Origin of the sequence: Bifidobacterium samirii (assembly GCF_003952945.1) — a bacterium.
In the GTDB taxonomy this organism is placed as follows: Bacteria; Actinomycetota; Actinomycetes; order Actinomycetales; family Bifidobacteriaceae; genus Bifidobacterium; species Bifidobacterium samirii.
Window position 1 is genome coordinate 48220 of record NZ_QXGK01000016.1, and the last position, 14168, is coordinate 62387.

Sequence of the window (14168 nt, forward strand, 5' to 3'; positions counted from 1 at the left end):
GCGGCTGAGGACTGCGGGCCGGCCGGTCAGCGCGGGCGGGTGGTGAACCCGGTGGTGGCGGTCCGGCCCAGCGTGGACTCGCGCTTGAGCAGCTGGAAGCCGACGATGACGCGCTGCGGCATGATGGGGGTCGTATCGTTCGCCGCGAGCCGTTCGACCTGCTGCTCCATCATCGCGGTGCCGGTCTGCGCCATGCCTTCGAAGTCGACGGCGACCGTGGTCAGCGTCGGGGTCGTGTACGAGCCGGAGGTGATGCCGTCGAATCCGGTGACGGCCACGGCGTCGGGCACGTTGATGCCCTCCTCGGCGAGTCCGCGCATGATGCCGAGGGCGAGTTCGTCGTTCATGCAGCACAGGGCATCGTAGGGCATGCCCTGTGCCGCGAGCCGGTGCGCCATGTCGATGCCGGCGTCGACGCTCCAGTCGCATGCGATGAGGCTGCGCTCGTCGGCCAGTCCGTGCGAGCGCAGCGCCTGGAGTGCGAAGTTGCATCGGTTGGTGCGCAGGGCGCGTGCCAGACTGCCGTCGTCATGGCGGTCGGCGAGCGCGCCGACGACGCCGATGCGGCGTCGGCCGCATTCGTTGACGAGATGATTGATCGCCGCGGCGGTGCCGCCCTGCCCGGGCGTCTCGATGGAGTCGTAGTAGGCGTCCGCGGTGCCGCTCATGTCGTCGAACATGAGGACGGGGATGCTTCCGGCCGCGTCGTGCAGGACCTTGCCGGAGTTGGCGATCGAGCAGACGAACAGTCCGTCGCAGGTGGACGGGTCGATGCTTCTGATCTGCCTGAGCTCGGTGTCGCCGTCATAGCGGGAGATCTGCAGGATGAGCCGCTTGCCGCGGTCGGAGAGGGCGTTCGAGAGCGCGTTGGCGAAGCGTGCGTAGTACTGGTTGTCGAGGTCGGGGATGATGGCGATGAAGATGTCGGAGCGTCCGGAGCGCAGCGCCCTCGCCGAGGTGTTGATCCGGTAGTCGAGACGGTTGGCCGCTTCGATGACCCTGCGTTTGGTTTCGGGGCGGACGATGTCCAGATCGCGCAGCGCGGATGATGCCGTGGAGGTGGAGACGCCGGCTTCGGCGGCGACTTGTTTTAACGTAACCATAAACGCCTTCTTCTTCGCGGGAGGCTCCGGCCACCGCTCATTGTGGTCTATGCCGCCTCAAAATCGTACGTTCAATCGAAACGATACGATTATTAAAACATGGGAATTGCCAGAAAGTCAACTTCTGTTACATTTCGTGATGTTTTTCTTGTGCCATCTGTGTTTTGTTGTGTGAAACGCTTGTCATTCCGCCGGTTTCTCGGCGTGTCCGAAGGATTTGACGAAGATGCCTTTCGGATACATAATCGAATCGTTGCGATTTTCGAAGAGGAGATCGCACGAGAGAACTGAAGAATGAACGCAGCTGTTCATGTTAACGCAATCATTGCTGAATGCGCAGCATGAAAGGTTGCCGAGTTCCTCTCTTCTCTCGGGTGGAACGAATCCGTTGACGGAAGGAGAATGGAATGTCACGGAGGAGCGTAGTGACCAAGGCCATGGCGCTGATCGCCGTTACCGCGATGCTGGGGGGGGGGGCGGCCTGAGCGCGTGCGGCAGCGAGACGACGACCACGAAGGACGGCAAGCCGATCGTCACCATCCTGGTGGCCAAGAACTCCAACCAGGCCAAGATGGCCGACATGACGTGGGCCAAGGAACTGGAAGCCGATTGCGACTGCTCCATCGAGTGGAAGGAAGTCTCGGACGACCAGTGGAGCCAGCAGAAGAACGCGTCCCTCGCCGCCGGCGAGATCGCCGACCTGAACATCCGCGCGTTCAACCCGGACGACGCGGCCCGCAACCCCACGGCCTTCGAGAAGCTCGGCGACGACCTCGACAAGCTGCCGAACGTCCAGAAGTTCTTCGAGGAGCAGCCCACGGCGAAGAAGTTCGTCGAGGTCGACGGCAAGGTCACGGTCCTCCCGTCCAGCCGTACCAAGGGCTTCCTCGCCTCCGGCCAGCACTTCCTGATCAACAAGACCTGGCTCGACAAGCTCGGCCTCGAGGTCCCGACCACGTGGGACGAGCTGCGCAAGGTCATGGAGGCCTTCAAGACCCAGGACCCGAACGGCAACGGCCAGGCCGACGAGATCGCCTTCAACCCGCGCGAGCTGGTCACCTCCAAGATCGGCGACTGGTGGAGCCCGTTCCTGATGATGAACGCCACCGGCATCGCCACGCACTTCAACTCCGGTCCGTCCCAGCAGGGCATCTACGTCAAGGACGGCAAGGTCGGCAACTGGATGCAGACCGACGAGTTCCGTCAGGTCATCGAGTTCTACTACGAGATGGTCCAGAACGGCTGGGCCCCCTCCGACTGGGTCACCGTCAAGGACGACAAGTACAACGCCCGCAACCAGTCCGACGGCAAGACCGCCCAGGTCGGCATGGTCTTCGGCTGGGATGAGTCGGCCTTCGGCTCCTACGGCTCCGAGCTGGCCAGCCAGTACGTCTCCATCCCGATCCCGTCCGCCGACGGCGTGTCCGCCGAGGACACCGTGTGGGACGGCTCCTCCGACGCCAACCGCTACGAGGACTACCACATGGCCATGTCCGCCAACGCGAAGAACAAGGACGCCTGCCTGAAGGTCATCGACCTGCTCTACTCCGAGAAGTACTCCATCCAGCAGCTGTACGGCTCCCTCACCGACGGCTACGTCGAGCAGACCGGCGACCACTCCTACAAGGTGACCGACAAGTTCCACGAGCTGCAGGACCAGGCCTCCCAGATCCCGGCCCTCGAGGACCGTCTCGCCGGCTGGATCTCCGATGACGTCGAAGTCGAGGGCGACCGCGGCATGGACCACGTCGCCTCCGCCGACGAGCCGTACAAGGAGCAGTACTCCAACTACGACCACACCAAGGACCTGATGCCGATCTACGTGCGCGTCAGCGAGACCGACCAGAACACCATCGCGAACAACAACACCGCGCTGTTCAACTACGCGATCCCGGTGGTCTCCAAGTGGCTCGCCCAGGGCGGCGCCGACGACGACTCCCAGTGGAACGAGTTCCAGGAGAACCTGAAGAAGTACAACATCGACCAGAACACCGAGATCTGGCAGAAGGCGTACGACAAGTACGTCAAGTAACGGGAACGGTCGACACGGGCGCCGGCCCGGTCCGAATGCGGGCCGGCGCCCCATGTCGGCGACGGAACCATGACAGGGAGGTTTTGAGGTGTCCGGAAAACAAGCGGCAGCCGTGGTGGACGAGAACGGCGTGGTTGACAACAATGCGGTCCGACGCTCGTGGCCGCTCTCGAAGCGCCTGGGATGGCACTTCAGGCGATATTGGGAACTGTGGCTGATGGCCCTCCCGGCCATGGTGTTCGTGGCGCTGTTCGCCTACGTGCCGATGTACGGCATCCAGCTGGCCTTCCGTGAATTCGTGCCGGCCAAGGGCCTGACCGGCGGCGCATGGGTCGGCTTCAAGTACTTCATCCAGTTCTTCACCTCGCCGATGTTCGCATCGACGATGATCAACACGTTCAAGGTCAGCCTCGGTACGCTCGTGCTCGGCTTCATCGCGCCGATCGTGCTCGCGCTGCTGATCAATCAGATCGGCTCGACCCGCATCAAGGGCTTCGTGCAGACGATCACCTACATGCCCCACTTCATCTCGACCGTCGTCATGGTCGCGATGCTCAACATCTTCCTGACCCCGTCCACCGGTCTGCTGGGCCGCTTCTTCGGCGCCCAGAGCGTGCTGGACAACGCCGACGCCATCGCCCCGATCTACTGGATCTCCGAGGTCTGGCAGCACTGCGGCTGGAACGCCATCATCTACCTGGCCGCCCTCTCGTCGGTCGACCTGAGCCTGTACGAGGCCGCCAAGATGGACGGCGCCGGCCGACTCCAGCTCATCCGCCACGTCGATCTGCCCGCCATCATGCCGACCTGCGTCATCCTGCTGATCATGAACATGGGCTCCGTGCTCAACGTCGGCTTCGAAAAGGTCTGGCTGATGCAGAACGCCATGAACATGCCCGGCTCCGAGGTCATCTCGACGTACACCTACAAGATCGGCATCCAGTCGTTCCAGTTCAGCTACGGCACGGCCATCGGCCTGTTCAACACCGTCATCAACTTCGCGTTCCTGATCCTCGCCAACTGGATCTCGAAGCGTGTGTCCGATACCAGCATCTTCTGAGTAGGGCCGGTTCGAGGAAGGAAAAACCATGAGTGATGTTGCAAACGTCTCCCCGGCCATCGCCGCGAAGCGCGGCGCCGACGAGATTCCGTGGAACAAGCATACGCGTCCGAAGAAGAGCCCCGGCGACCACGCCGTCGATGCGGTGATCTGGCTGCTCGTCGCCGCCGTCGTGGCCGTCGTGGTGTACCCGCTGTGGTTCATCATCGTGGCGTCGTTCTCCGACCAGACGCTCGTCTCCGCCGGCCAGGTGACCATCTGGCCGAAGGGCTTCACCCTCGCCGGCTACCTCAGGGTGTTCCAGGACTCGCGCATCTGGACCGGCTACGGCAACACCATCCTGTACACCCTGCTGGGCACCGCGCTCAACCTGGTGGTGACGCTGCCGGCCGCATTCGCGCTCGCCCGCATCGAGTTCAAACCCCGCCGCGTGATCCTGTTCCTGTTCACCTTCACGATGTACTTCGCCGGCGGCCTGGTCCCGAACTACCTGCTGTTCAAGGCCCTCGGCCTGCTCGACAACTGGCTCGTGTTCATCATCCCGGGCGCGGTGAGCGTGTGGAACCTGATCATCGCCCGCTCGTTCTTCGAGACCTCCATCCCCGAGGAACTCCATGACGCCGCGCAGATCGACGGCCTCGGCTACTTCGGCTACTTCCTCAAGGTCGTGCTGCCGCTGAGCTCCGCCATCATCGCCGTCATCGGCCTGTACTACTTCGTCGGACACTGGAACGACTACTTCACCGGCCTCATCTACATCCGCGAAAGCAGCCTGCAGCCGTTGCAGAACGTCCTGCGCGACATCCTGCTCGCCAACCAGACCAACCAGCTCGGCTCCGGATCGGGCGGCCAGAACGTGCTGCAGCAGCAGCAGATCGCCGACCAGATCAAGTACGGCGTCATCATCGTCTCGACGCTGCCTCTGCTGGTGATCTACCCGTTCCTGCAGAAGTACTTCAACAAGGGCGTGATGATCGGCGCCGTCAAGGGCTGATCGGAACCGACTCCGCATCCTCCGGCCCGTGCAGCGGCCAACCGCCGCTGCACGGGCCTTCCCATAACGTATGAGCCGGAACGCCGCACGACGGCATCCGGGGAAAGGCCGCCATGGACATTGCATATCCGCTGGGCATGCACGACTTCGACCTGCACGACCCGTTCATCCTCGCCGACGCCGACAGCGGCCGGTACTACCTGTACAACGCGAACTACTACCAGTACCGGTCCGCCGACCACGGCAACGGACGCTCGGTCGTGATGTACGAGAGCCCCGACCTCGTGCACTTCAGCGAACCGCGCGACGTGTTCGACCTGAACGATCTGCCCGCCGGCGCATGGTACGACGACTCCGACTCCCCGTGGGCGCCCGAAGTCCACGCATGGAAGGGCCGGTACTGGATGTTCCTGACGCTCCACACCGCCCTCGACCGGCCCGGCCGTCCTCGCTCGGGACCGGACTGGTACGTACGCGACGGGGAGATCCGGCACCGTCGCGGCGTGTTCGTCGCCGTCGCCGACTCTCCGGAAGGACCGTTCGTCATCAAGGACCCGTCCCGTCCGACCACGCCGCAGGACGACATGGCGCTCGACGGCACGCTCGTGACCGACGACGACGGCACCCCGTGGATGGTGTACGCCCACGAATGGGTCGAACTCTACGACGGCACGATGGAGGCGATCCGACTGAACCCGGACGACCTGTCCGAACCGGTCGGCGATCCCGTCCACCTGTGGTCGGCGAGCGAAGGCGTCTGGCACGCCGAGGACGGGGACGCGCCCGCCGGCGGATGGCACGGCGACTTCACCGGCCCCGAAGCCGCGACGATGATCCCGGAAGACTCGGGCGGCTACGTGACGGACGGTCCGTACCCGGCGCGCACCCCCGACGGCTCCCTGCTGAGCGTATGGACCTCATACAGCAACGGCGAATACATCCTCTCCCAGGCGATCTCGCGCTCCGGCAAGGTGAGCGGACCATGGGAGCAGCTTCCCCCGATCGACCGCAACGACGCCGGCCACGCCATGCTGTTCAGGACCTTCGAGGGAACGCTCCTGCTGCTGATGCACACGAACATGACCCGCAAGGACGACCAGGGCGAACCGCTGCACTCGCACGGCATCGTCTACGAATGCGAGGTGACCGACGGCGGCATCCGGCTCGGACGCCACCGCGACGACATCGACGGCATCGCCGATCCAAGCGACGACCGATGAACGACGCCGTCCCCGGCGTCGTCGCACGGCGGTATCGGGGGGACGACGGGACAACCGTGGGGTCGGAACGACCCGGCCCCCATCATCACATGCCATATCATCACATGACATTCGAAAGGGGAATGACCATGGCAACACTCAACGGCGTGCAGCTCTTCCGCGACACCGACGGCGAAGTCGCCCAGCTGCACGGCATCGGCGTGCAGCGCTTCGGCGACCGCTGGTACGCATACGGCGAGATCAAGCACGACGGCAACCTCTTCCAGGGCGTCGCCTGCTACTCCACGCAGGACTTCGCGACCTGGCGCAACGAAGGCGTCGCCCTGCCGGCCGGCGAACCCGGAACCATCATCGGACCGGGCCGCATCGTCGAACGCCCCAAGGTGATGCGCCGCCCGTCGGACGGCAGGTACGTCATGTACCTGCACGTCGACGGGGAGAACGACTACTCGTACGCGCACATCGGCACCGCGATCGCCGACCGGCCCGAAGGCCCGTACGAGATGCTGTCCACCTTCCAGTTCCGCGGCTACGAATCGCGCGACATCGGCGTCTTCCAGGACGAGGACGGCACCGGCTACATCCTCTCGGAGGACCGGCCGCACGGCACGCACATCTACCGCCTGTCGGACGACTATCTGAGCGTCATCGAAGACGTGGCCTGCCTGCGCGGCACCGACTACTGGGCCGGCTACGAGTCGCCGATCATGGTCAAGCGCGACGGCGTCTACTACTGGTTCGGCTCCCAGCTCACCGGGTGGGACTGCAACGACAACATGTTCGCCACCGCGACCGACCTGCACGGCCCCTGGAGCGACTGGAAGCCGTTCACCCCGGCCGGGTCGAAGACGTTCCAGTCGCAGTGCGACATCATCGTGCCGCTCGACGGCGCCGCCGCGGGCGGGGACGACTGGCACGCCACCCGGTTCCTGTACATCGGCGACCGGTGGAACCCCGACGACCTGGGCAACTCCGAACTGGTCACCCTGCCGATCGCGATCGGGGAGCGTCAGGCGACGCTGGAATGGCATGATGAATGGGACAACACCCTGTGACGACGCAAGGAGCGCAACCCATGGATGAGACGTACGGATACCTGCTGGTCCACTTCATCGAGGACCCGGAGCATTATGCGGAACGCATCTACCTCGACCTGTCGGAAGGCGACGACCCGGAACGGTGGCACCCGCTCAACGGCGGCGAACCGATCCTCACGTCGCCGCTGGGCACGCGCGGCGTACGCGACCCGTACCTGGTGCGCGACCCCGAAACCGGGCGCGTGTACATCATCGCCACCGACCTGCAGGTCTTCGCCGACGGCGGCGGATCCGACGGCGGCAGCGACTGGTACAAGTTCTCGCACCACGGCAGCACGAACCTGATCGTGTGGCATTCCGACGACCTGGTGCACTGGAGCGAGCCGCACACGCTCGACGTGTCCCGCCGGCCCGACGGGACGCACGCGCAGCTCGGCATGGCGTGGGCGCCCGAGGCGATGTGGGTGCCGGACTACTATCCGGCCGATCCGGCCGATCCGGGTGATCCGGCCGATCCGGATGCGGGCGGCGACGGCGGCTCGGATGGGACCTCCGGCGGCCGCGGCGCGTTCGTGCTGTACTGGTCGAGCACGATGTTCGCCGACGACGACGCCGACCACGCCGACCCGGACGTGTACGACCGCGTCATGTGGGGCGCCACCCGCGACTTCACCGACGACACGTTCGAGTTCGGCGGCGTGTTCATCGACCGCGGCCATCCGACCATCGACACGACGATGCTGCGCCGCGAACTGCCGGACGGCACGACGCGCATGTACCGCGCGACCAAGGACAACGGCCCGCACGCCAACATCTGGCTCGACGCGACCGACTCGCCGCGCTGGTGGGAGCCGGACGCGCAGTGGCACGTCATCCAGGAGAACATCGGCGTGGACTGGACTCCCGACCGGCACGCCGGCGGCGTGGAAGGCCCCGCCCTGTTCGCCTCGCACTCCGACGAGCGCGTGTTCCTGTTCGTCGACGTGATCCCGTCGATCGGCTACCGGCCGATGGTCACCCATGATCCGGATAAGGGCTTCGACTATCTGCGCTCCGACCGGTTCAGCATGGCCCCGCACACCAAGCACGGCGGCGTGCTCTCGCTCACCCGCGCCGAATACGACCGGCTCCTCGCCGCCGACGGCTCCATCGGCTGATCGGCCGGGGCGACGAAGGACGGGCTTGGGGCGGTTTGCGTGACTCGGGTCCGAGAACCGGGGACGTTCTCGGACCCAGGTCACGCTGGGGGGAGGGCGTTGCGTGACCTCAGTCCGAGGAACCGGTAAGTTGTCGGAGTGAGGTCACGCGGGGGATTGAGCCGGAGCCATATCGGCGGCATCGGAGACGGCGGGTATCGGCGGACGGTGGACTATTCCACCGGGGCGACGATTCGTCCACCATCGGCGCGGCGGTGCGGGGCTATCGTGAGTGGCGACCATCATCGAGCAAGGGAGCCATCATGACACACCATCAGTCCGCACCCGCCACGGCGACGCCCGCCGCGCCGGCCGTCCACAGCCGCCCGCTGGCCGTACGCGACGTGACCGTCACCGACGCGTTCTGGCATGCGGAACAGGAGCTCGTGCGCACCGCCGTGATCCCCTACCAGTGGAACGCGCTCAACGACGCCGTCCCCGGCGCCGCGCCCAGCTACTGCATGCACAACTTCAAGGCCGCCGCCGCGCTCAACGCGCGCAAGGACAGCGAAGGCAAGGCGTTCGTCCCGCCGTCCTACACGTTCCGCGGCTTCGAGGCCCTGCCCGAGGATCCGGCCAACCCCGATCCGGACACGTTCTACGGCTTCGTCTTCCAGGACACCGACTTCTCCAAGTGGATCGAAGCGGTCGGCTACAGCCTCGCCCACCATCCCGACGCCGAACTCGAGGCGACCGCCGACGCGGCGATCGACATCGTGTGCGCCGCCCAGCTCGACAACGGCTACCTCGACACGTACTACATCCTCAACGGCATGGACCGCTCCTTCACCAACCTGAAGGACCATCACGAGCTCTACTGCTTCGGCCATCTCACCGAAGGCGCCATCGCCTACTACGAGGGCACCGGCAAGGACAAGCTGCTCAAGGCCGCCTGCCGCTTCGCCGACTACATCGACACCGTGTTCGGCCGCGAGGAAGGCAAGCTGCGCGGCTACCCGGGCCACGAGATCGCCGAAATGGCGCTCGTCCGCCTCGCCGAGACGACCGGCGAATCGCGCTACGCCGAGCTCGCCGCGTACTTCGTGCGCGAACGCGGCGCCAGCCCGCTCTACTTCATGGACGAGGACCGCCGCCGCGCGCAGCAGGACGGCACGAACTACGAGGCGCGCGAGCAGAACTACGCGTACTATCAGGCGCACAAGCCGGTCGTCGAACAGGACGAGGCGGTCGGCCATGCGGTGCGCGCCGCCTACTTCTACTCGGGCGTGGCTGACGTGGCCCGCCTGACCGGCGACTCCGATCTGCTGGCCGCCGCGCGCCGCCTGTGGCGCAGCATCGTGGACCGCAAGCTGTACGTCACCGGCGGCATCGGCGGCACCGTCGACGGCGAATCGTTCTCCTACGACTACGATCTGCCCGCCGACTCGGCGTATTCGGAGACGTGCGCGGCGATCGCGCTCGCGTTCTTCGCCCGCCGCATGCTGGAGATCGAACCGAAATCCGAGTATGCGGACGTGATGGAATCCGCCCTGTACAACACGACGCTGGCCGGCATGGCGATGGACGGCAAGAGCTTCTTCTACGTCAATCCGCTGGAGGTCAACCCGGTCGCCTGCCATCGCGACTCGCGTCTGCGCCACGTCAAGCCGGTGCGTCAGAAGTGGTTCGGCTGCGCCTGCTGCCCGCCGAACATCGCGCGCATCGTCGAATCGATCCAGCAGTACGCGTACACGCTCGCCGACGACGGCTCGACGCTGTTCACCCACCTGTACATGGGCGGCGAGGCGCGCGCGACCGTCGGCGGCACGCCGGTCACGCTCGACGTGAGCGCGAACCTGCCGTGGCGCGGCGACGGCGCGGCGACCGTCCGACTGGGCGGCGATGCCGCGGCCGACGGTGCCGACGGCGCGACGTTCACGCTCGCGTTCCGCCTGCCCGGCTGGGCGGGCGACGAATCCGCCGCGGCCGCGATCCGCGCCGACGGCGAGGCGGACGGCCGCGTAGGCCGCGTCGTCGCCGACGGCTACGTGCGCTTCACCGGCGTCTGGCACGACGGCGACCGCATCGTGTTCGACTTCCCGATGCCGGTGCGCATGGTCGCCGCGAACCCGCTGGTGCGCGAGGCCGCCGGCAAGGTCGCGTTCGTGCGCGGTCCGGTCACATTCTGCGCCGAAGGCCACGACAACGGCGCGAACCTGCACCTGCTGCACGCCGACGTCGATGCGATCCTCGCCGACCCGCATGCGGTCGCGGTCGAACCGTGCGCGTTCCACGCCGGCGCGCCCGGCATGGACGACAAGGGACTGGGCGAGGTGGACGACGTGACGCGCGACATGGTCGTGCTGCGCGTGCCCGCCTGGCGTGAGACGGCCGACGGCGAGCCGGCCGCGCGCCCGCTGTACGCGGCGTACGCGCCCGCCCGCCGCGAACCGGCCACGGCGACGCTCATCCCGTACTTCGCGTGGGCGAACCGCGGCGAGACCGAGATGACGGTCTGGCTGCGCGCCTAGGCGGCCGATCCGCATCCGGCGGATTTATTCGACACCGGCCGGCATGCCGTTACGATGGGGGACCATGGGAGTGACGGTGTGCCGGCTGGACGGGCCGGTGGGATTCGTGTCGATCGGCCGGTTCGTGTCCGGCCCCGGATGGCGGCATGCGCGGCGCGTGATCGACACGTACGAGCTGATCGTCGTACGCCGCGGCGTGCTGCCGATCCGCGTGGCCGACCGGCCGATGCGCATCGCCGCCGGCCAGGTCGCGCTGCTGCCGCCCGGCGTCGAGCACGCCGGGACCGACATCATCACCGACGATCTCGATTTCTATTGGATGCACTGCCGGCTGCCGGCGGCGCGCATCATCGGCGACGATGACGCCGCGCCGCAGGACGACCATTGCCTGCTGCTGCCCGACCTTCGCGACGCCGCCGACGCCGACCGGCTCATCGTGCTGTGCGGACAGCTCGTCGACGTGTACGCGCGCTTCGGCCCGCGGCCGAACGCGTACTGCGACTATCTGGCGACGACGCTGCTGCTCGAAGTGAGCGCGCAGGAACGGCTGCGCGGCCGGTTCGCCGACCATCGCACGATCACCGGCTACGGGGAGGACGGCCGGCTCATCGCCGCCGCCGACGACGGCATCGACGCGGCGGGGGAGGGGCTGGCTCCGATGCTCGCGATCCGCGCGTGGATCACGGCGAACGCGTGCGACGGGATCACGGTCGCGCAGGTGGCACGGCGGTTCCGCTACTCGCCCAGCCATCTGACGGCGATGTACCGGCGCGTGTTCGGCATCGGCGTCAGCGCGCAGATCGCCGAATGCCGCATCGACCGCGCGCGCGAACTGCTCGGCTCGACCTCGACGCCCGTGGGTGAGATCGCGCGCGAGGTCGGCTACGACGACCCGAAGTACTTCATGCGCGTGTTCAAACGGCGTACCGGACTCACGCCGGGCCAGTACCGCGACGCGTTCCCCGGGCGGCTCTACAACACGGTGTGATCGGGGATGTCTGTGGTCGGGACTGCTTGACGGTCGCCCCGCTGCGGTGTGACACGCCCGGGCTGGTCATACAAAACGGGGGATAGGTGTCGGGAACCGGGTGTTTTGGGGGCGTAAGTGTTGTTCTGTATGACCATTCCGGGTGTGTCGCCCGCCCGCTTCCTCCTATTCATGTCTGTTTGCGGCAGGTTCGACCTCCGATGATCCAACCATGCGGCCATTCGAGGCGACAGGAGCCTTCTGAAAAGTCACTCATAAAATATTCTGCACTGATAAAAACTCGCTCATAAAAATGTATTTTCTTCGTAAAAGTCGCTCATGAATACGACAAAGCGGATATGATGAGGTCGAAGGGGACGATACGGAAGGAGCGGCATGACCTATCTCAGACGTAAAGCCGACGCCTACCTTGAGACCTGGAAGGCGGACCCGAATCGGAAGCCGCTCATCATCAAGGGGCCGAGGCAGGTGGGTAAGACCGAGACGATCCGTCGTTTCGCGGCACGGCATTACGACAGCATCATCGAGATCAACTTCGTCGAGGAGCCGAAGTATCGGATGATCACCGCCGACGGCTACGGCGCTGACGCAATCATACGTAACGTCTCGCTGATCGACCCGTCCAAACGATTCCCCTCCGGAAGGACGCTGCTGTTCTTCGACGAGATTCAGGACTTCCCGGACATCGCCACGGCGCTCAAATTCTTCAAGATCGACGGCAGATTCGACGTGATCTGCAGCGGGTCGATGCTGGGCATCGGATACAGCCGCATCGAAAGCAACAGCGTCGGCTACAAATCCGACTACGACATGCGCTCGCTGGACTTCGAGGAATTCCTCTGGGCCCATGGATACGGCGATGATGTGACGGACGACATGCTCGGCCATCTCGTCGCCGCCCGTCCGTTTTCGGCTGCCCAGATGCACGTCTTCTCATCCCTGTTCCTCGACTACTGCGCTTTGGGAGGCATGCCGGAGGTCGTGTCCTCGTACATCGCCAACGGCACGTTCGAAGGGACGCTGGCGATGCAGCGCCAGCTTGTTCTGGACTATCAGGAGGATATCCGCAAGTACGCCCAGGGATTGGATCAGGCGCGCATGCTCAACGTGTTCAACCACATCACCGTGCAGCTTGCCAGGGAGAACAAGAAGTTCCAGATCAGCAAGGTGGCGCGCAACGCACGGTTCAAGGACTACCGGGGATGTGTCGAATGGCTCGAGCAATCGGGGATGGTCAACCTCTGCTACTGTCTGGCGTATCCCGAACTGCCGTTGAAGGGCAACTACGACGAGAACAAGTTCAAACTCTACTTCGGCGACACTGGTCTGTTCGTCGCCATGCTTGACGACGAGGCCAGCGAGGACTTCCGCGCCAACCGCAATCTGGGCGTATACAAAGGCGCACTGTATGAGAGCATCGTGGGCGAAGCGCTGAAGAAGCAGGGGTATGACCTCTACTATTACAAGCGGGAGAACTCGACGCTGGAGCAGGACTTCTTCATCCGCACCAGGGATTTCCTCGTGCCCGTCGAGGTGAAGGCGAAGAGCGGCACCGCCAAATCCCTGCGCACGCTCGTGGCTTCGGACTCCTATCCCGATATCCGCTTCGGCATCAAATTCAGTGCCGGAAACATCGGCAGCAGCGAACATCTGTTCACCGCGCCCTATTTCACGGCGTTTCTGCTCAAGCGGCTGGTGCGTGCGTTCGATGCCGGCGAAGCCCCGCTGCTTGATAACCCTGACCGATGATGCCCGTGGGGGATTTCGCGCGAAGTCGGCAGTCGTGCTGGCGCGACACACCCGGACTGGTTATACAGAACGGGGGATAGGTGTCGGGAACCGGGTGTTTTGGGGTGTATGTGGTGTTCTGCGTGACCATTCCGGGCGTGTCGCCGGAGTGGGATGGGGCTGTCGTGTTTGGACGGTGGCCGGCTTCGGGCTGGGGGGTGTTCCTATGTTTTTGTCAACTCTGTAGGTGGTCGACGTGTCGGTTCACGGACCGGGCGTTATGGGCACGCTCCGCCCTGCCGGCGGCGTCCGGCGTGTTCGTCGTGGCGCTCAGGCCGC

At 65.2% G+C, this 14168-nt stretch carries 10 protein-coding genes; 9 read left to right on the top strand and 1 reads right to left on the bottom strand.

Annotated elements, in window-relative coordinates; translation table 11 throughout:
* Window positions 1–26: 26 nt before the first annotated feature.
* The gene (locus D2E24_RS07780; protein WP_125968773.1) at window positions 27–1103 is read right to left on the bottom strand and encodes a LacI family DNA-binding transcriptional regulator; all 1077 of its coding nucleotides are present in this window, start codon (window positions 1101–1103) and stop codon (window positions 27–29) included.
* Between the two features lie 544 nt (window positions 1104–1647).
* Between D2E24_RS07780 and D2E24_RS07785 the strand changes: the two genes are divergently transcribed.
* The 9 genes from D2E24_RS07785 to D2E24_RS07825 all read left to right on the top strand — a co-directional run bounded on the left by D2E24_RS07785 (window position 1648) and on the right by D2E24_RS07825 (window position 13850).
* Window positions 1648–3135: a type 2 periplasmic-binding domain-containing protein gene (locus D2E24_RS07785; protein WP_241222917.1), complete on the top strand. Its 1488-nt coding sequence runs from the start codon at window positions 1648–1650 to the stop codon at window positions 3133–3135.
* A 130-nt stretch (window positions 3136–3265) separates the two neighbouring features.
* A complete protein-coding gene (locus D2E24_RS07790; protein WP_420897489.1) occupies window positions 3266–4195 on the top strand; it encodes an ABC transporter permease in 930 nt (309 codons plus the stop codon).
* A gap of 28 nt (window positions 4196–4223) precedes the next feature.
* Complete coding sequence (locus D2E24_RS07795) at window positions 4224–5189, top strand: carbohydrate ABC transporter permease (RefSeq protein ID WP_125968775.1); 966 nt, start codon at window positions 4224–4226, stop codon at window positions 5187–5189.
* 113 nt (window positions 5190–5302) lie between these two features.
* Window positions 5303–6409, top strand: coding sequence for a glycoside hydrolase family 43 protein (locus D2E24_RS07800; protein ID WP_125968776.1), 1107 nt, complete (start codon window positions 5303–5305; stop codon window positions 6407–6409).
* Between the two features lie 128 nt (window positions 6410–6537).
* A complete protein-coding gene (locus D2E24_RS07805; RefSeq protein WP_125968777.1) occupies window positions 6538–7464 on the top strand; it encodes a family 43 glycosylhydrolase in 927 nt (308 codons plus the stop codon).
* Between the two features lie 20 nt (window positions 7465–7484).
* Window positions 7485–8603, top strand: a complete 1119-nt coding sequence (locus tag D2E24_RS07810; RefSeq protein ID WP_125968778.1) for a glycoside hydrolase family 43 protein — start codon at window positions 7485–7487, stop codon at window positions 8601–8603.
* A 302-nt stretch (window positions 8604–8905) separates the two neighbouring features.
* A complete protein-coding gene (locus tag D2E24_RS07815) occupies window positions 8906–11113 on the top strand; it encodes a glycoside hydrolase family 127 protein (RefSeq protein ID WP_125968779.1) in 2208 nt (735 codons plus the stop codon).
* Window positions 11114–11177: 64 nt separating this feature from the next.
* The gene (locus tag D2E24_RS07820) at window positions 11178–12101 is read left to right on the top strand and encodes an AraC family transcriptional regulator (RefSeq protein WP_125968780.1); all 924 of its coding nucleotides are present in this window, start codon (window positions 11178–11180) and stop codon (window positions 12099–12101) included.
* A gap of 375 nt (window positions 12102–12476) precedes the next feature.
* The gene (locus D2E24_RS07825; RefSeq protein ID WP_125968781.1) at window positions 12477–13850 is read left to right on the top strand and encodes an ATP-binding protein; all 1374 of its coding nucleotides are present in this window, start codon (window positions 12477–12479) and stop codon (window positions 13848–13850) included.
* Window positions 13851–14168 lie beyond the last annotated feature (318 nt).

What these genes read in the sequence shown, in the direction of transcription:
- D2E24_RS07780 (WP_125968773.1), bottom strand. Translation starts at nt 1,103, where the DNA reads ATGGTTACGTTAAAACAAGTCGCCGCCGAAGCCGGCGTCTCCACCTCC.
- D2E24_RS07795 (WP_125968775.1), top strand. Translation starts at nt 4,224, where the DNA reads ATGAGTGATGTTGCAAACGTCTCCCCGGCCATCGCCGCGAAGCGCGGC.
- D2E24_RS07800 (WP_125968776.1), top strand. Translation starts at nt 5,303, where the DNA reads ATGGACATTGCATATCCGCTGGGCATGCACGACTTCGACCTGCACGAC.
- D2E24_RS07805 (WP_125968777.1), top strand. Translation starts at nt 6,538, where the DNA reads ATGGCAACACTCAACGGCGTGCAGCTCTTCCGCGACACCGACGGCGAA.
- D2E24_RS07810 (WP_125968778.1), top strand. Translation starts at nt 7,485, where the DNA reads ATGGATGAGACGTACGGATACCTGCTGGTCCACTTCATCGAGGACCCG.
- D2E24_RS07815 (WP_125968779.1), top strand. Translation starts at nt 8,906, where the DNA reads ATGACACACCATCAGTCCGCACCCGCCACGGCGACGCCCGCCGCGCCG.
- D2E24_RS07820 (WP_125968780.1), top strand. Translation starts at nt 11,178, where the DNA reads ATGGGAGTGACGGTGTGCCGGCTGGACGGGCCGGTGGGATTCGTGTCG.
- D2E24_RS07825 (WP_125968781.1), top strand. Translation starts at nt 12,477, where the DNA reads ATGACCTATCTCAGACGTAAAGCCGACGCCTACCTTGAGACCTGGAAG.